This window comes from Paraburkholderia hospita, assembly GCF_002902965.1.
Classification (GTDB): Bacteria; Pseudomonadota; Gammaproteobacteria; order Burkholderiales; family Burkholderiaceae; genus Paraburkholderia; species Paraburkholderia hospita.
On sequence record NZ_CP026105.1, the window covers coordinates 2010631 to 2027915 of the forward strand.

Consider the following 17285-nt stretch of genomic DNA (forward strand, 5'->3'; position numbering starts at 1 on the left):
TACCTCGATAACCCGCTTCGACCGGTTATACCGCAAGTTCGTTCAGAGACGGAGCGGCGAAACACCACGTCGTCGCCGCCCCGTCCCGTCTCGCGAACGGATCAGATCCGCTCGAAGATCGCCGCAATGCCCTGCCCGCCGCCGATGCACATCGTCACGAGCGCATAACGGCCGCCGATACGCTGCAACTCGTACAGCGCCTTGACGGTGATGAGCGCGCCCGTCGCGCCGATTGGATGACCGAGCGAAATGCCCGAGCCGTTCGGGTTCACCTTCGCGGGATCGAAGCCCAGTTCCTTGCTGACGGCGCACGCCTGTGCGGCAAACGCCTCATTCGCTTCGATTACGTCGAGATCGCCGACTTTCAGGCCGGCGCGCTCCAGCGCCTTCTGCGTCGCGGGCACGGGGCCGATGCCCATGTAGTTCGGATCGACGCCCGCATGCGCATACGCAACGAGCCGGCCAAGCGGCTTCGCGCCACGCTTCTCGGCGACGCTGCGCTCCATCAGCACGACAGCCGCGGCCGCGTCGTTGATGCCCGACGCATTGCCCGCCGTGACCGTGCCGTTTTCCTTCGCGAACACGGCTTTCAGTTTCGCGAAGTCGTCGGACGTCGCGTTCATGCGGACGTGCTCGTCCGTGTCGAAGACGGTGTCGCCTTTCTTCGACGCGATCGTGATGGGGAGAATCTGTTCCTTGAAGTAGCCGCTTTCGATCGCCTTCGCCGCGCGGCGGTGCGATTCGAGCGCGAGCGCGTCCTGTGTGTCGCGGGAGATGTCGTATTTCTTCGCAACGTTCTCGGCCGTTACGCCCATGTGGATCGACTGAAACGGATCGTGCAGCGCGCCGAGCATCATGTCGACGATGCTCGCATTGCCCATGCGCTGGCCGAAGCGCGCCGACGGCATGATGTACGGCGCGCGGCTCATGCTTTCCGCGCCGCCGCCGATCGCAATATCCGCGTCGCCGAGCAACACGGCTTGCGCCGCCGATACGATTGCCTGCAGGCCCGAGCCGCACAACCGGTTCACGGTCAGTGCGGGCGTATGCTGCGCGACGCCGCCGTTGAGCGCCGCGACGCGCGCGAGGTACATGTCTTTCGGCTCGGTATGGATGACGTTGCCGAACACGACATGGCCGACTTCGTCGCCGGAGACGCTCGCGCGCGACAATGCCTCGCGCACCACGCGCGCGCCGAGATCCGTCGGTGCGAAGTCTTTGAGGCTGCCGCCGAAGTCGCCGATTGCCGTGCGCACGCCGCTCACTACCACCACTTCACGTTGCATCGCTTGCTCCTCTCTGTTGTCTCAGATGAATGTCATGCGCCTCGTTGAAGACGCGCATGACCTTGCCTTGCTGAACATACCCGAGTTGCCGGATTTCCGCGCTGAATCTGACGCCATTGTGCTGCGGCGCTGGCGAACTGCGCGCGCTTCAGTGTGCGCTCAGGCGCCGAGAAGTTGTTCGACCGTCGCGCGATCGGGAATCGGCGCGACGGCGCCGAAGCCTTGCGTCGACAGCGCGGCCGCGACGTTCGCGTAGCGCGCCGCCTGGAACGGATCGTCGCCCGCAGCGATGCGCGCGATGAACGCGCCGCCGAAGCAGTCGCCCGCGCCCGTCGCATCGACGGCATTGACGACGTGACCGGGCACGACACGCCGCTCGTCGGGCGTCGCGATATACGAGCCTTCCTTGCCGAGTTTCAGCGCGACGACGCGCGGCCCTTGCGCGAGCAGAAAATCGACGATGTCGTCGCGCTCCGTCAAACCCGTCAGTTCGGTGACGTCGTCCCAGCTGGGCAGGCAGATGTCCGTCTGGCGGATCGCTTCGAGCATCACGGCACGCGCCCGCGCGAGCGGCCACAGCTTGAGCCGCAGATTCGTGTCGAAGCTCACGAGCACGTTGTGCGCGCGCGCGTGCGTGATCGCGGCGAGCGCGGCGTCGCAGGCGCTCACGCTAATCGCGAGACTGATGCCGGACAGATGGATGACCTTCGCGGCGGCGATTGCGTCGAGCGGCAAATCGCGCGGCGCGTAGCGGCTTGCTGCCGAACCCGCACGCAGATAGTCGAACTGATGGCCGGACGGACCGTGCGACACGAAATACACGCCCGTCGGCGCCTGATCGTCGATGCGCACGAGCGAGGTATCGACCTGCTCGCGCTGCCACAGATCAAGCAGCAAACGCCCGAACGGATCACTGCCGACAGCCGATACGAAACCTGTCGACGCGCCCTGCCGCGCGGCCGCGATGCAGAAGTTCGACGTGTCGCCGCCGAAGCCTTGCAGGTATGTGGGCTGGTCTTTGCCGGACTGGTTGAATTCGACCATTGCCTCGCCGAGCGCGAGGATGGACGGCGTGTTCGAGAGCATCGCTTAGACCTCGCCCCACAGATCGTGGCCGTCGGCACCCGTGATCTTCACCGACACGAAATCGCCGACCTTGTAGCGCTTCGACGCCTTGGTCGCGGGCGCGATATAGACGACGCCGTCGATCTCCGGCGCATCCGCCGCCGTGCGGCCGATGCCGCCATCGGCATTGATTTCGTCGACCAGCACCTTCAGCGTCTTGCCGACCTTGCGCGCAATGCGCTTCGCGGATACTTCTTCCGCGACTTCCATGAAGCGCGCGCGGCGCGCCTCGCGGACTTCATCGGGCAGCGCGCCGTCGAGTTCGTTCGCACCCGCGCCTTCGACAGGCGAATAGGCGAAGCAGCCAACGCGATCGAGTTCCGCCTCGCGGATGAAGTCGAGCAGCGTTTCGAACTGCTCTTCCGTCTCGCCAGGGAAACCCGCAATAAACGTGCTGCGGATGGTCAGGTCCGGACAGATTTCGCGCCATGCGCGCACGCGCTCGAGCACTTTCTCCGCGTTCGCGGGACGCTTCATGCGCTTGAGCACCTCGGGGTGCGCGTGCTGGAACGGCACGTCGAGATACGGCAGCACATGGCCCTTGAGCGGGCCTTCCGCCATCATCGGAATCACTTCGTCGACGCTCGGATACGGATACACGTAATGCAGACGCACCCATGCGCCGTACTGCGCGGCGAGTTCGCCGAGCGCGCCGACGAGGTCCGTCATGCGCGTCTTGATCGGCTTGCCGTTCCAGAAACCAGTGCGGTACTTGACGTCGACGCCATAGGCGCTCGTGTCCTGCGAAATGACGAGCAGTTCCTTCACGCCCGACTTGAAGAGGTTTTCCGCTTCGAGCATGACTTCGGCGACGGGACGCGACACGAGGTCGCCGCGCATCGACGGGATGATACAGAACGTGCAGCGGTGGTTACAGCCTTCGGAAATCTTCAGATACGCATAGTGACGCGGCGTGAGCTTGACGCCCGCGGCGGGCACGAGATCGACGAACGGATCGTGCGGTTTCGGCAGATGGCTGTGCACGGCCTGCATCACTTCGCCGAGGGCATGCGGGCCCGTCACGGCGAGCACCTTCGGATGCACTTCCTCGATCAGGTTCGAGCCGCTCGCGCTCTGCTTCGCGCCGAGGCAGCCGGTGACGATCACCTTGCCGTTTTCCGTGAGCGCTTCGCCGATGGCATCGAGGCTTTCCTGCACGGCTTCGTCGATAAAGCCGCAGGTGTTGACGACGACGAGGTCCGCGCCGTCATAGGTGCCGGAGATTTCGTACCCCTCCGCGCGCAGTTGCGTGATGATCTGTTCGGAGTCGACGAGGGCTTTCGGGCATCCGAGGGAAACGAACCCGACCTTCGGAATCGAAGCGGTCGGCGCGGCGGGGGTCGAAGTCTGCGACATAGAGAATGGTCCGGCGAGAGCGATGAGTGACGCGATATATGAGGGCTTGGGCGTGCAGCCCGGGCGCCGAAATCGCGGCAAACGTGGGTGCACCGTGCGACGGTGCCCTCGTGGCGAGGACCGTCGCGAAATGGGGCCATGTGGATCTTGTGGGAAGTCGGTTGGGCCCGCACAAGCAACCTCGGATTATACCGTGAGAGGGGTTGAGCGGCGTGCAGCGTGGCGGTTAGTGGGCGTCACGTCCGAAACACGCACGGGGAAAGTCACGTCGACATCCTGCGCGGAGTCTTACGAAGCAAGTTCGAATCTGAACTTCTTTCCCAGTGCATTCGCGGCGCTTGCCAACGTTGTCAGCGTGAGGCTCGTATCGTTCTGATCCAATAACCGGTTCAACGCCGCGCGACTCGTATTCATCTTTGCAGCCATTCGGGTCTTGGTCAGATTCTGCGCCTTCATTTCCTGCTCGATCTGCCAGGCGATAACGCGCTTCATGGCCGTAGCCGTGACTTCCTCAAGCAGCGATTCCTCGGCAAGGAAATCGTCGAAATTCCCACCTACGTGCTTGCTTGCCATGACACACCTCTTTCATGCTTAACCGCTTTGCAACTGACGCAATCTGTCTCTTGCAAGATCCAGATCCGCTTGCGGCGTAGCCTGTGATTTTTTGATGAAACCGTGTAGCAAAATCATCTTCGCGTCCACCACGGTGAACAGCACACGCGCGATCCGCTGCGGCGGCGTAATGCGAATCTCCCACAAATCACGCCCCATCTTGCGCACCAGTGGCATCCCAAGCGGCCAGCCGAACTGCACGGTCTTCACATCCTCGCCAATCATTTTCCTGTCCTCGGGTTCCAGATCCCGAAGCCATTGACGCACAGGTTCATTGCCCGTGTCAGTCTGAAAAAAGCAAACAGAAAGGACAATGACTACCGACCGGGTGCGCGGCATCGACCGCGACTGTGACTGATCTATCGTACCAACTTTGGTACGTTGCGTAAACTGCTTTCCCTTTCCAGAGACTCGAAGTCCGCATAAAACGATCGAACGCGGACACGCTCCAAGAGAAACACCGAGACGTGAATTGTCCGTTAGCGATGAAACGCCACTGAGGAATTGAATCGATCCATTCGCCGGATAAAACCGGCATTCCGTTTTTCTGATATTGGAGTTCCACGACAAACGCTTAATCTCCGTAAAATAGAAAACAGCCGCTTATGCGGCCGCTTCTTGATCGGACTCAGGCTTGTCGAGCTAATCAGCGATATTCAACGAGAGACTCGAGCCACGGTTGATGTCCGGGCCAATATTATTTTTTTATCGGTCGCTCATGTCAACACTAGCGATTCTGATTTTCTATAGCCAAAAAATCAGGAAATCCGAAATATCAAAAATTAATCTCAATCAGGTATTTCATGCAGATAAACAGTTGGAGATTGTATGTCGCAGCGTGCCGAAAACGACCAGACTTAGCCGGACATTTACGAGAAGAAAACACCCCTCTGCCCGGCGCGCACCGCCGGGCAGATTCGAGTATTCAGCCCGCTCTTCGCCCTACTTCTTCTCCGGCTCCGGATTCCCTTGCGGCGTCGGCTGCGTAAACGGGAACGTGCTGAACATCGTCTTCGCCTGGTTCTGCATCTGCTCCTGCATCTGCACGAACATGTTCTTCGACTGCTCGATATAGCTGGTCATCATCCCCTGCATCATCGGGGCTTGCATGTTCATGAACTGCGACCAGACCTCCGGATTCATCGTCTTGCCTTCGTACAGGCCCTTCGACTGATCCGCGAGTTTGCTCTGAATGTCGATGAACGCCTGGATGTTCTTTTCCAGGTACGTGCCCATCATGCCCTGCATCGCGTGTCCGTAGAAACGGATGATCTGCGACAACATGATCGACGAGAACATCGGCAGGCCGCCGCTTTCCTCTTCGAGAATGATCTGAAGCAGGATGCTGCGCGTCAGGTCTTCGTTGCTCTTGGCATCGATGACCTTGAAATCCTCCTGATCCAGCACGAGCTGCTTCACATCGGTCAACGTGATGTAAGTGCTGGTCTCTGTATCGTACAGTCGACGGTTCGGATATTTCTTAATGAGTCGTTCGGCTGTTTTCTTTGTAGTAGTGGTCATGTAACGCCTTTGAGCGCGAATGAAGCGCAGAAACGGCGTCCTGTCGCACGCACAGCGAAACGCTGCGCGTACGAGACGCCGCCAGAAACATCTGAACCATGTAACGTCCCGCTTCGTTCTTGCTGCGACAAAACAGGACGCTCACGGATCAGCCCATATGCAGGCCGCCGTTCAGCGAGAAATCGGCCCCCGTCGAGAAGCCCGACTCGTCCGACGCCAGCCATGCAACGATCGACCCGATTTCATCCGGCGTGCCCAGACGGCGCACCGGAATCGTCGCGACGATCTTTTCCAGCACATCGGCGCGAATCGATTTCACCATGTCCGTGCCGATGTAGCCCGGCGAAACGGTGTTGACCGTCACGCCCTTGGTGGCCACTTCCTGCGCGAGCGCCATCGTGAAACCGTGAATCCCCGCCTTCGCGGTCGAATAGTTCGTTTGACCGAACTGGCCTTTCTGGCCGTTCACCGACGAGATGTTGATCACGCGTCCAAAGCCACGCTCGACCATGCCGTCGATCACCTGTTTCGTCACGTTGAAAAGGCTGGTCAGGTTCGTGTCGATCACGGCCGTCCAGTCTTCATGCGTCATCTTGCGGAACACGACGTCGCGCGTGATGCCCGCATTATTCACCAGTATGTCGATTTCACCGACCTCGGCCTTGACCTTGTCGAACGCGAGCTTGGTCGACTCCCAGTCGCCCACGTTGCCTTCCGACGCAACGAAGTCGAAGCCCAACGCCTTCTGATCTTCAAGCCATTTCACGCGACGCGGGGAATTCGGGCCGCAGCCTGCGACCACCTTGTAGCCATCCTTCAGCAGACGCTGGCAAATGCTCGTGCCGATGCCACCCATGCCGCCCGTTACGTACGCAATTCGTTGTGACATAACACACACTCCATTATCGTTTTACGAGACGCCAGCCGCCTCGTGCTTCGCCTTCCGATATCCGATGCGTTCGGCGCGTTCGATGCAGCCAACCGCGCGAAAGCATCGGACCACGCCGCGCTGCCAGTCGCCGTTGGGCGGCACCGGCACGCGCGGCGGCCTCCTTGTGAAACGACCGCTTACGGACGCTCGAGCGCGAGCGCCACGCCCATGCCGCCGCCGATACACAGCGACGCGAGGCCCTTCTTCGCATCGCGCTTCTGCATTTCGTGCAGCAGCGTGACGAGAATCCGGGCGCCGGATGCGCCGATCGGGTGGCCGATCGCGATCGCGCCGCCGTTCACGTTCACCTTCGACGTGTCCCAGCCCATCTGCTTGTGTACGGCCAGCGCCTGCGCCGCGAATGCCTCGTTGATTTCCATCAGGTCGAGGTCGTTCACGCCCCAGCCAGCACGCTCCAGACAACGGCGCGATGCCGGCACCGGGCCCATGCCCATCACCTTCGGATCGACGCCCGCGTTCGCGTACGCCTTGATGCGCGCGAGCGGCGTGAGACCCAGCGCTTCCGCCTTCTTCGCCGACATCACGACAACCGCCGCCGCGCCGTCGTTCAGACCCGACGCGTTCGCCGCCGTCACCGTGCCTTCCTTCGAGAAGGCCGGCTTCAAGCCCGCCAGCGCTTCGGCCGTGACGCCGTGGCGCACGAATTCATCCGTTGCGAACGACAGCGGATCGCCCTTTCGCTGCGGAATCTGGATCGGCACGATTTCATCATCGAAGCGGCCGGCCTTCTGTGCGGCTTCCGCCTTATTCTGCGAAAGCGCCGCGAACTTGTCCTGGTCTTCGCGCGAAATGCCGTATTCCTTCGCAACGTTCTCAGCCGTCACGCCCATGTGGTACTGGTTGTACACGTCCCACAGGCCGTCGACGATCATGCTGTCGATCAGCTTCGCGTCGCCCATGCGGAAGCCGTCGCGCGAGCCCGGCAGCACGTGCGGCGCCGCGCTCATGTTTTCCTGGCCGCCCGCGATGACGATGTCCGCGTCGCCCGCGATGATCGCGTTGGCGGCCAGCATCACGGCCTTCAGGCCCGAGCCGCACACCTTGTTGATGGTCATGCCGGGCACTGCCATCGGCAGACCGGCCTTGATCAGCGACTGGCGCGCCGGGTTCTGCCCAGAACCCGCCGTCAGCACCTGACCCAGGATGACTTCGCTAATCTGCTCGGGCTTGAGGCCCGAGCGCTCCAGCACGGCGCGGATCACCGTGGCACCCAGTTCCGGCGCCGCAATCTTCGCCAGCGACCCACCGAATTTGCCGACAGCCGTGCGGGCCGCCGATACGATCACTACGTCAGTCATTTTCGTTTCCTCCGGGGCTGCGGCGACATGCTCCACAGTACCCCGTCAAGTTGTTAATCCGGTCAAGTCAGCATTACTGCGATACAGCGTCTGTCTCACTCCATCCGTCGTCACTCGTTATCCGTCAGGCGGCGGTCGCTCTTTTCACTTCGACGGCGACCGTATGCGAATGATTCGGCACCCGAACGATTATTCGCGCTCCTGCACGTAGCGGCCAGGCGCGGGTTCGATCACCGGGAACTCGGCCGAGCCGGCTTGCGCCGCGGGCTTCACCTTCTTGCCGGCGAACTGGTCGAGCCAGTTCGTCCATTCGGGCCACCAGCTGCCGGGTGTTTCCGTTGCGCTTTCGAACCAGTCGGCGGGATTGTCGGGCAGCGTTTTATCGTCGCCCGCTACCGACCAGAAGCTGCGCTTCTTCTTCGACGGCGGATTGATCACGCCGGCGATATGGCCCGACGCGCCGAGCACGAACTTGCGCGGCCCCGTCAGCAACGGCACCGACGCATACGCCGTTTCCCACGGCACGATGTGGTCTTCACGCGAGCCGTAGATGAACGTCGGCACGTCGATGCGCGTCAGGTCCACCTTCTCGCCGCACGTGGTCAGCGCTCCCGGCTCGCGCAGCTTGTTTTCCAGATACGTGTTGCGCAGATACCAGCAGTACATCGGACCCGGCAGGCTCGTCGAATCGCTGTTCCAGTACAGCAGGTCGAACGGCATCGGCGTGCGGCCCTTCAGGTAGTTGTCGACCACGTAGTTCCACACGAGATCGTTCGGGCGCAGGAACGAGAACGTGTTCGCGAACTCGAGGCCGCGCATCAGGCCAGCGGGCGTGCCGTTCTTGCCGCCGATGGTCTGCTCCCGCATCTGCACATGCGCTTCGTCGACGAAGATGTCGAGGATGCCCGTGTCGGCGAAGTCGAGCATCGCCGTCAGCAGCGTCATCGATGCCGCGGGATGCTCGCCGCGTGCCGACGCCACGGCCAGCGCCGTCGCGAGCAACGTGCCGCCGATACAGAAACCGAGCGTGTTGATCTGCTCGCGGCCGCTGATCTGGCGCGTAGTTTCGATCGCGGCCAGCACGCCATCGCCGATGTAGTCGTCCCATCCCTTCTCGGCGATCGACTGGTCCGCGTTGCGCCACGAAATCAGATACACCTGATGGCCCGACTCGACCGCGTGCGCGACGAGCGAGTTCTCAGGTTGGAGATCGAGGATGTAGTACTTGTTGATGCAAGGCGGCACGATCAGCAACGGCCGCTCGTACACGGTGGCCGTGCGCGGCTTGTACTGGATCAGCTGCATCAGCTCGTTCTCGAACACGACGGAACCTTCCGACATCGCGAGATTCTTGCCGACTACGAAACGCGATTCGTCCGTCTGCGATATCTTGCCGCGCTGCATGTCGTTGAGCAGGTTCGTCACGCCCTGGCGCAGGCTTTCGCCGTTGCTTTCGAGCAGCGTCTTTTGCGCTTCGGGATTCAGCGCGAAGAAGTTGCTCGGCGAGGCGGCCGCCGTCCATTGCTGCACGGCGAAGCGGATGCGCTCACGGGTTTTCTGGTCGGTTTCGAGCGCATCGACCAGTTCCTGCAGATAACGCGCGTTCAGCAGATACCACGCTGCCGTGTACGCGTAGACGGGCGTCGTCTTCCACGCATCCGAACTGAAGCGCCGGTCCTTGAGCTCGATACCCGACGAGCTTGTCTGCGTCGACTGTTGCAGCAACTGCATCGCCTCGCGCGAATAGTCGGACTGCAACTGCTGAAGACGCGTGGACGGGATCGATGCGCTCGGCACCTTCAACCCGGCAAGCTGCTGCGTGAACTGTTGCGCGAACTGAGGATTGAATGCCTGCCCGAAGAATGCGTTGAACGGCTGGCCTTCGGCCGGACCGCCCGGTTGAGCTTGCGTTTGCGCAAACTGTTTGGCGATTTGCTCGAAGAAGGGATTCGCAAACGGCAGCGAACCGGCCTGCGCCGTCGCCGCTTTCGCGAAGTCGGGCATAGCGGGGACACTAAAAGGATTGCCGTTCGCTGCAGCCTGCGCGCCTAGCGAACGCCATGCGTTCATCCAGGCATCGAACCATTGATGGACCCCTGCCGCATCCGCTTGCTGCTGCGTGCGGTCCGACGAGGTGTCCGTGCGAGAAGAAGTCGAGGAAGTTTGAGATGCAGCCATGCCTGCTTTTAACCGAAATGTCCTCGCGGACGGGTTGAGAGGCAGGTACTTGCGCGGCAGGCGCGAGTGGATCGCGACCGCGTTACGCCCTTGCCCGGTGGAGAACATTCTTGCGCCCCATCGCAAGGCATGTCAATGCTTGTTCCCGATTTTGCCGCACTGCGATAATTTTTTCATCATCGTTTTCCCGATGTATATGAAACCGAATTGCCGATGGAAGAAACGATTGTGCTGTGCAATGCAAAACGAGCCCGTGACTACGGGCTCGTCTGGCTGATGGGGGAACGCGCGGAACGCTTATGCACTGCGCAACCGCGTAGGTCTTCTTATTTTCGCGCAGTGCAGCATAAGACTGCATAAGACCCCGCTCGACGTCGGGCCACGCGCAGCAAAATTGCCTTTGCGCAGCGGCAGTTAGACGCGCCTGTCATTGATCCGCGAGCCAGATCAGCGCGGCCATGCGGCCCGTTTCGCGATCGCGTCGATAGGAGTAGAACCGCTCGCGTTCGGTGACCGTGCAGTGATCGCCGCCTGTCACGTTCGTCACGCCGATCTGCGCGAGACGCCAGCGCGCGAGCCCCGGCAGATCCGCGAGGAACTTGCCGGCATTCAGCGGGTGCTCGACGAAGGCGCTGGCGACGATATCGCGTTGTGCGCCGCCGACACCTTTCATGAAGGCGTCACGCACATCTGGTCCGACCTCGAAGGCCTGCGGGCCGATGCATGGGCCGAGATAAGCATGCAGCACTGACATGTCAGTGCCCGCGAGCGATGCGACACGCTGCGCCGTATTCTCCACGACACCCGACGCGAGACCGCGCCAGCCCGCGTGCGCGGCGCCCACCGCGCGGCCTTGCGGATCGCATAGCAGAACGGGCATGCAATCGGCGATCATCACCACGCATACCGGGCCCGTCCGGTCGGTCACGCTGGCGTCGGCTTGCATCAACGGTTCGCCGCGCTGTGTGGCGGCCAGCACGTCGTCTGCATTCACGACGGTCGCGCCATGAACCTGCGAGAGCCATGCGGCCTCATCGTGCGCTGTCAGCGTCATCAGACGCGCGCGGTTTGCTTCGACATGCGCGGGATCGTCGCCCGACTTCCTACCGAGATTCAGCCCGCCCGGTCCATCGACGCCATCGCGCCATGTGCCGAACGGCGGCAGGCTCTCGCCGCCATTGCGCGTCGTGACGAGCGCCCGCACGCGCGACGACACGGACCACTCGGGGCGCAGCACGTCATTCGTGGTCAGCTCAGGCAGCGTCATGCGCGGTCGTCCTTGTCGGGTGAGGCTTCGTCGTCGGCATCGTCTTCATCGTCGTAGTCGTCTTCGATCGATGCTTCGGCTTCGTCATCGTAGTCGTCGTCATACTCGTCGAAATCTTCCTGGTATGCTGCTTCGTGCTCGCGGCCGAGGCCCAACGCTTCGGACAGTTCAGCGATATCGTCCGGCACGTCGGCGCGCCATTGCATCGTGCGGCCCGTCCGTGGATGAACCAGCGCGAGCCGCCATGCATGCAGCGCCTGGCGCGCAAAGCCGCCCGGCAGCGGCGCCACCGAACGCTTGCCGCGCGCGCGTCCATAAACAGGGTCGCCGAGCAGCGGATGGCCGATGTGCGCGCAATGCACGCGGATCTGATGCGTGCGGCCCGTCTCCAGATCGCAGTGAATCGCTGACACGGGCTGCCGCTCCCATATCGCCGAATCGATGCGCCGGAAGTGCGTGCGCGCCGGCTTGCCCGCTGCGCCCGTCACCACGGCCATGCGCGTGCGCTCGCGAGGATCGCGGCCGATCGGCGCGTCGATCGTGCCTTCGTCGCGCATGTTGCCCCACACGAGCGCGAGATAGCGGCGTTTCACGGTGCGCGCCTGCAGCTGGCGCACGAGATCGGTTTGCGCTTCGAGCGTGCGCGCGACGACCATCAGCCCCGATGTTTCCTTGTCCAGCCGATGCACGATGCCCGCGCGCGGCAAGCCCGCCGCCGCGTCGCCATAGCGATGCAGCAGGCCGTTGAGCACCGTGCCGCTCCAGTTCCCCGCAGCGGGATGCACGACGAGGCCGGCCGGCTTGTTGATCACGACGAGCGTGTCGTCTTCATAGACGATATCGAGCGGCACGGGTTCCGGCGTGAACGCGAGCTGCTCGGGCAGCAGATCGGGCACGAGCTCGATCGATGCGCCAAGCGGCACCGGATGGCGGATTTTCGCGGGCTGCCCGTCGACGCGCACACGCTGCGCCTCGATCCAGCTTTGCAGCCGGCTGCGTGAAAACTCCGGAAAGACTTTGGCGAGCACCTTGTCGAGCCGCTCGCCGGCAAGCTCGGACGGCACCGTGACGACGCGCGGCGTTTCGTCCGCGCGCCGCGCGGAGCCTTGCTCCGCGGCGGATACAGGCTGTGGGGCGAGCGCATCGTCGACGAGATCGTCGTCGAGTGCATCGGCGCCCGGTTCACCCGCGGATGCGTTGGCGAGGTCGGCGCTTGGGCTATAATCTTTGTTGCTCTTCCGCGCGCCCTGACCGGGGCGCGGAGTATTGGAACGGGTCATCGAGACTGGGTCACCTGGACGTAAAGCTAGACTGGAAAATGCGAGCCTTGAACATCATTACTCAAACTGTTCGAAAGACGGTGGCCCAAAAGCTGGCCAGGAAAGCAGCCCTCTATGGCGCTTCCATGGCGGCCGTTACGCTGATAGCGGCCTGTCACGGCCTGCCGGAAAAGACCGACGAAACGGCCACGTGGACCAACAATAAATTATATACGGAGGCGCAAGACTCCTTGAGCGGCGGCGACTTCGGCAAGTGCGCGAAATACTTCGAAGCACTCGAAGGCCGCGACCCGTTCGGCCACTTCGCGCAGCAGGCGCAGATCAACGTCGCGTACTGCAACTGGAAGGACAGCGAAACGGACGCCGCCGACCAGGCCGTCAACCGCTTCATCCAGCTTCACCCGGATCACCCGGACATCCCCTACGCGTATTACCTGAAGGGCATGATCCACTTCAACGACGATCTGGGCCTGTTCGGCCGCTTCTCGGGCCAGGACATGAGCGAGCGCGATCCGAAGTCGCTGCGCGAGTCGTATGACGCGTTCAAGGTCGTCGTCGACAAGTATCCGCAGAGCAAGTACGCACCGGATGCCGCCCAGCGCATGCGCTATATCGTGAACGCGCTCGCGTCGCACGAAGTGCACGCGGCGGACTACTACTACCGCCGCGGCGCGTATGTGGCCGCCATCAACCGTGCGCAGCTCGCGATCAAGGAATACAAGAACGCGCCTGCGATCGAAGACGCGCTGCACATCATGATGCTGTCGTATCAGAAACTGGATCAGCCGCAACTCGCGGACGACACGAAGCGCATCCTGGCCGGCACCTTCCCGGACAGCCCGTACATCACGGGCCATGCCCGTCCGGGCAAGGAAAAGTCGTGGTGGCAGTTCTGAGCCGCCTGACCGGATAAAAAAACGCCACGGCTCATACCGTGGCGTTTTCGTTTCTGGCGTCCGCATTTCCGCGTTTTCGCAGTGGGCGGACGCTTCAGCCCGTCACATTCAGTCGCGCTCGAAGAGCGCAATCGACTCGACGTGCGACGTATGCGGGAACATGTTCACGACGCCCGCACCCTTCAACCGGTAGCCCGCTTCGTGCACGAGCAGGCCCGCGTCGCGCGCGAGCGTCGCGGGGTTGCACGACACGTAGACGATGCGCTTCGGCAACGGCCCTTCGCCGCTCTGCGCAATATCCGCCAGCGCCTTCGACACCGCGAGCGCGCCTTCGCGCGGCGGATCGATCAGGTACTTGTCGAAGTGACCGAGCGCGCGGATGTCGTCGGCGGTGACTTCGAACAGGTTGCGGCTAGCGAACGACGTATGGCTGTCGACGCCATTTTCCTTCGCGTTGTCGAGCGCGCGCGAGGTCAGCACCTCGCTGCCTTCGATACCGACCACTTCGCGCGAAATCCGCGCAAGCGGCAGCGTGAAGTTGCCGATGCCGCAGAACAGATCGAGCACGCGGTCCGTCTTCGCGGGCGCCAGCAACCGCAGCGCGCGGCCGACCAGCACACGGTTGATCTGATGGTTGACCTGCGTGAAGTCGGTGGGACGGAACGGCATGCGGATGCCGTATTCGGGCAGCGTGTAGTCGAGCTGCGCATCGAGCGGATAGAACGGATAGACCGTGTCCGGACCCTTCGGCTGCAGCCAGAACTGGACGTTGTGCTGATCGGCGAAATCGCGCAGCACCTGTTCGTCGGCCTCGTTGATCGGCTCCAGAACGCGCAGCACGAGCGCCGTCACCGACGAGCCGACAGCCAGTTCGATCTGCGGCATGCGATCGCGAATCGACAGCGCTTCGACCATGTGCCGCAGCGGCACCAGCATGTCGGACACATGCGGCGGCAGCACTTCGCAGCTCGTCATATCGGCGACGTAGCTGCTCTTCTTCTCATGAAAACCGACCAGCACGCCGCCCTTCTTCACGACGTTGCGCACGGTGAGGCGCGCACGATAGCGGTAGCCCCACGACGGACCGTGGATCGGCCGGAACACGGTTTCCGGACGCAGCTTCGACAGATGCATCAGATTGTCTTCGAGCACGCGCTGCTTGACGGCGATCTGCGCGCGCACGTCGAGATGCTGCATCGAACAACCGCCGCAGATGCCAAAAAACTTGCACTGCGGGCGGGTACGGATCACGCTCTCTTTAAGAATATCGACGACCTGCGCCTGTTCGAAACTCGGCTTCTTCCGGTAGCTCGAATAGGTTACACGTTCGCCGGGCAGCGCGCCCTCGACGAAGATGACCTTGCCGGGCGAGCCGTCTTCCGTGACGGTGCGGCCGACGCCGCGCGCTTCCATGTCGAGCGACTCGATATCGAGTTCGGGCGCCTTGAAGGGGCCAGCGGCTGCGTCTTCGCGCGCCTGCTTGCGCTTCCTGGACGAGCGCGTTTTACCAATGTGGGGGACAGTTTCGGACACCTGCGACTTCCTGACAGACTATGTAAAAGTGGGACCAAACACGAGATTGTAGACGAACGACACACACCGACGGAGATTTGACGATGCGACTGATCAGCTGGAATGTCCAGTGGGGACGCAGTGCGCACGGGGACGTGAACCTGTCGCGCACGGTCGACGAGGCGCGGCGGCTCGTTGATTTCGATGTGCTGTGCCTGCAGGAAGTCACGCGTGGCTTTTCGGTGCTGGCGGGGCATCCGGGCGACGACCAGTTCGCCGAGATCGCCGACGCCCTGCCCGGCTTCACGGTGCTGGAGGCGATCGGCGCGGATTTGCCCGCGCTGAAGCTCGATGCACCGGCTGCGCCGCGACGGCAGTTCGGCAATGCGATCGCGACGCGGCTGCCCGTCGAACGTGTGATCCGGCATTCTTTGCCGTGGCCGGCCGATTCGGAGGCGCCGTCGATGCAGCGCGTCGCGCTTGAGGCTGTGCTGCGCGCGCCGGGCGGTTCGGTGCGGGTCATCGTTACGCATCTGGAGTTTTATTCGCTAAAGCAGCGGCTCGCGCAGGTTAATCGGCTGCGCCAGTTGCAGCAAGAGGCCGCTGGGCATGCGGCGCACCCCGTACCCGCCGAGAACGCCATTGGGCCTTTTGCTGATACCGGGCGGCCTGTCAGTGCGATCGTGTGTGGCGATTTCAATAGCGCATACGATAGTGAAGCCTACCGGCGGATGCTGGAGCCGCTCGACGGCAGTCCTTCTTTTATCGATGCGTGGACTGCGCTGCATCCCGCGGAGACGCCGCCTATGACGGCGGGTGTCTATGACAAGGTCCAGTGGGCGGATGGGCCGCTGACGTGTGATTTCGTATTTGTCACCGAGGATTTGCGGACGCGGTTACGCAGGTGTGAGGTCGATGGCGCGACCCGCGCTTCGGATCATCAGCCGATTGTCGTAGAGATGGGTTGATTTTTGTTTGTCTGCGACGCTGGTGTTGGCGCTGGCATCCGCGTTACGGTGTTTGCAGCTCAAGCGTCGCCCCTGTGCGGGGCGGCAAAGAAAAGTAGGTGCCGCCCCGCACAGGGGCGACGCTTGAAGCACGAAGGCATAACGCGGATGCCAGCGCCAAGGCAAATAAACCAAACCGCGTGCATAGCAAACACCGCATCGCGGATGCCAGCGCGAACACAAGCAAACCACCCAGCGTCGCAGACATCAAAACCACTAATTATCAAACGCAGCGAGATACTCGGCCCAGTGCGGCGAAGCCTCCTGCGCCAAGGAGTTCTTCACCAACGCAATTTCATCCGCGTACTCCTCCGGCGAAAACCCACCCCGCATCAACTGAAACCGACAATAAAGCAGATACGTATTCACGACATCCGTCTCACAGTAGTTACGAATCTCATCGATCCGCCCTGCCTGAAACGCGTGCCACACCTGCCCGCCATCCATCCCGAGCTTGCCGGGAAAGCCACACAGCTTGGCAAGCGCATCGAGCGGCGCATTCGCCCGCGCCTGATACATCGCCAGCACATCCATCAAGTCGGTATGCCGCGCGTGGTATCGGCTGATGTAGTTGTTCCACTTGAAATCGCGGTCATCCTCGCCAAGATCCCAAAACCGGTTCGCGCGAATACCATTCACCAGCGCACGGTAATTCAGCACCGGCAAATCAAAACCGCCGCCATTCCACGACACGAGCTGCGGTGTGTACTTCTCGATCGTGCGATAAAACGACTGCACGAGCGAAGCCTCGCCATCCGAGGTCGTGCCAAGCGAACGCACCCGAAAACCATTGTTATCGCGGAACACGCACGAAATCGCCGCGACACGCTGCAGATGATGCGGCAGAAAATCACTGCCCGTCTTCTCGCGCCGCGCCGCGAACGCGTGCTCGGCCACTTCTTCGTCGGACATCGTTGCGGGAAGACTTTCAAGCCGGCGAATGCCGGCGACATCGGGAATCGTCTCGATGTCGAATACCAGAATGGGAGTCATCA

General features: G+C 62.2%; 15 protein-coding genes. 2 read left to right on the top strand and 13 right to left on the bottom strand.

The annotated features are described in order from the left end of the window. Window positions 1–101: 101 nt before the first annotated feature. The 11 genes from bktB to C2L64_RS09040 all read right to left on the bottom strand — a co-directional run bounded on the left by bktB (window position 102) and on the right by C2L64_RS09040 (window position 12875). On the bottom strand, window positions 102–1286 hold the full coding sequence (gene bktB, locus C2L64_RS08990) for a beta-ketothiolase BktB (protein WP_090835239.1): 1185 nt from the start codon (window positions 1284–1286) through the stop codon (window positions 102–104). Between the two features lie 159 nt (window positions 1287–1445). Further along, window positions 1446–2372 (bottom strand): sugar kinase, encoded by a 927-nt coding sequence (locus tag C2L64_RS08995; protein ID WP_007742571.1) that lies wholly within the window; start codon window positions 2370–2372, stop codon window positions 1446–1448. Window positions 2373–2375: 3 nt separating this feature from the next. Further along, window positions 2376–3767: a 30S ribosomal protein S12 methylthiotransferase RimO gene (gene rimO / locus C2L64_RS09000; RefSeq protein WP_007585834.1), complete on the bottom strand. Its 1392-nt coding sequence runs from the start codon at window positions 3765–3767 to the stop codon at window positions 2376–2378. 288 nt (window positions 3768–4055) lie between these two features. Then, window positions 4056–4340, bottom strand: a complete 285-nt coding sequence (locus C2L64_RS09005) for a helix-turn-helix domain-containing protein (RefSeq protein WP_007585832.1) — start codon at window positions 4338–4340, stop codon at window positions 4056–4058. A gap of 18 nt (window positions 4341–4358) precedes the next feature. Next, window positions 4359–4718, bottom strand: coding sequence for a type II toxin-antitoxin system RelE/ParE family toxin (locus tag C2L64_RS09010; RefSeq protein ID WP_090835242.1), 360 nt, complete (start codon window positions 4716–4718; stop codon window positions 4359–4361). 603 nt (window positions 4719–5321) lie between these two features. Then, window positions 5322–5900 carry a polyhydroxyalkanoate synthesis repressor PhaR gene (gene phaR / locus C2L64_RS09015; RefSeq protein ID WP_007742570.1) on the bottom strand — a complete coding sequence of 193 codons (579 nt, stop codon included), beginning with the start codon at window positions 5898–5900 and terminating at the stop codon, window positions 5322–5324. 148 nt (window positions 5901–6048) lie between these two features. Further along, the gene (locus tag C2L64_RS09020; RefSeq protein WP_007586437.1) at window positions 6049–6789 is read right to left on the bottom strand and encodes a 3-ketoacyl-ACP reductase; all 741 of its coding nucleotides are present in this window, start codon (window positions 6787–6789) and stop codon (window positions 6049–6051) included. A gap of 179 nt (window positions 6790–6968) precedes the next feature. After that, on the bottom strand, window positions 6969–8150 hold the full coding sequence (locus tag C2L64_RS09025; protein WP_007586439.1) for an acetyl-CoA C-acetyltransferase: 1182 nt from the start codon (window positions 8148–8150) through the stop codon (window positions 6969–6971). A 189-nt stretch (window positions 8151–8339) separates the two neighbouring features. Then, on the bottom strand, window positions 8340–10328 hold the full coding sequence (phaC, locus tag C2L64_RS09030) for a class I poly(R)-hydroxyalkanoic acid synthase (protein WP_176133830.1): 1989 nt from the start codon (window positions 10326–10328) through the stop codon (window positions 8340–8342). A 427-nt stretch (window positions 10329–10755) separates the two neighbouring features. After that, on the bottom strand, window positions 10756–11595 hold the full coding sequence (pgeF, locus tag C2L64_RS09035) for a peptidoglycan editing factor PgeF (RefSeq protein ID WP_090835245.1): 840 nt from the start codon (window positions 11593–11595) through the stop codon (window positions 10756–10758). Continuing rightward, the gene (locus C2L64_RS09040) at window positions 11592–12875 is read right to left on the bottom strand and encodes an RluA family pseudouridine synthase (protein ID WP_090835247.1); all 1284 of its coding nucleotides are present in this window, start codon (window positions 12873–12875) and stop codon (window positions 11592–11594) included. The genes pgeF and C2L64_RS09040 overlap by 4 nt, the downstream gene beginning before the upstream one ends. A gap of 38 nt (window positions 12876–12913) precedes the next feature. On the opposite strand from C2L64_RS09040, the gene C2L64_RS09045 reads away from it, so the two are divergent. Continuing rightward, on the top strand, window positions 12914–13771 hold the full coding sequence (locus C2L64_RS09045; RefSeq protein WP_090835249.1) for an outer membrane protein assembly factor BamD: 858 nt from the start codon (window positions 12914–12916) through the stop codon (window positions 13769–13771). Between the two features lie 108 nt (window positions 13772–13879). On the opposite strand, the gene rlmD is transcribed toward C2L64_RS09045, so the two are convergent. Further along, complete coding sequence (gene rlmD / locus C2L64_RS09050) at window positions 13880–15304, bottom strand: 23S rRNA (uracil(1939)-C(5))-methyltransferase RlmD (protein ID WP_090835253.1); 1425 nt, start codon at window positions 15302–15304, stop codon at window positions 13880–13882. Window positions 15305–15387: 83 nt separating this feature from the next. On the opposite strand from rlmD, the gene C2L64_RS09055 reads away from it, so the two are divergent. Next, entirely contained in the window at window positions 15388–16251 is an 864-nt protein-coding gene (locus C2L64_RS09055; RefSeq protein ID WP_090835255.1) for an endonuclease/exonuclease/phosphatase family protein, read from the top strand. Between the two features lie 255 nt (window positions 16252–16506). Here C2L64_RS09055 and C2L64_RS09060 read toward each other — a convergent pair whose 3' ends face one another. Continuing rightward, window positions 16507–17283 (bottom strand): 3'-5' exonuclease, encoded by a 777-nt coding sequence (locus C2L64_RS09060; protein WP_007586476.1) that lies wholly within the window; start codon window positions 17281–17283, stop codon window positions 16507–16509. Window positions 17284–17285 lie beyond the last annotated feature (2 nt).

What these genes read in the sequence shown, in the direction of transcription:
- bktB (WP_090835239.1), bottom strand. Translation starts at nt 1,286, where the DNA reads ATGCAACGTGAAGTGGTGGTAGTGAGCGGCGTGCGCACGGCAATCGGC.
- C2L64_RS08995 (WP_007742571.1), bottom strand. Translation starts at nt 2,372, where the DNA reads ATGCTCTCGAACACGCCGTCCATCCTCGCGCTCGGCGAGGCAATGGTC.
- rimO (WP_007585834.1), bottom strand. Translation starts at nt 3,767, where the DNA reads ATGTCGCAGACTTCGACCCCCGCCGCGCCGACCGCTTCGATTCCGAAG.
- C2L64_RS09005 (WP_007585832.1), bottom strand. Translation starts at nt 4,340, where the DNA reads ATGGCAAGCAAGCACGTAGGTGGGAATTTCGACGATTTCCTTGCCGAG.
- C2L64_RS09010 (WP_090835242.1), bottom strand. Translation starts at nt 4,718, where the DNA reads ATGCCGCGCACCCGGTCGGTAGTCATTGTCCTTTCTGTTTGCTTTTTT.
- phaR (WP_007742570.1), bottom strand. Translation starts at nt 5,900, where the DNA reads ATGACCACTACTACAAAGAAAACAGCCGAACGACTCATTAAGAAATAT.
- C2L64_RS09020 (WP_007586437.1), bottom strand. Translation starts at nt 6,789, where the DNA reads ATGTCACAACGAATTGCGTACGTAACGGGCGGCATGGGTGGCATCGGC.
- C2L64_RS09025 (WP_007586439.1), bottom strand. Translation starts at nt 8,150, where the DNA reads ATGACTGACGTAGTGATCGTATCGGCGGCCCGCACGGCTGTCGGCAAA.
- phaC (WP_176133830.1), bottom strand. Translation starts at nt 10,328, where the DNA reads ATGGCTGCATCTCAAACTTCCTCGACTTCTTCTCGCACGGACACCTCG.
- pgeF (WP_090835245.1), bottom strand. Translation starts at nt 11,595, where the DNA reads ATGACGCTGCCTGAGCTGACCACGAATGACGTGCTGCGCCCCGAGTGG.
- C2L64_RS09040 (WP_090835247.1), bottom strand. Translation starts at nt 12,875, where the DNA reads ATGACCCGTTCCAATACTCCGCGCCCCGGTCAGGGCGCGCGGAAGAGC.
- C2L64_RS09045 (WP_090835249.1), top strand. Translation starts at nt 12,914, where the DNA reads ATGCGAGCCTTGAACATCATTACTCAAACTGTTCGAAAGACGGTGGCC.
- C2L64_RS09055 (WP_090835255.1), top strand. Translation starts at nt 15,388, where the DNA reads ATGCGACTGATCAGCTGGAATGTCCAGTGGGGACGCAGTGCGCACGGG.
- C2L64_RS09060 (WP_007586476.1), bottom strand. Translation starts at nt 17,283, where the DNA reads ATGACTCCCATTCTGGTATTCGACATCGAGACGATTCCCGATGTCGCC.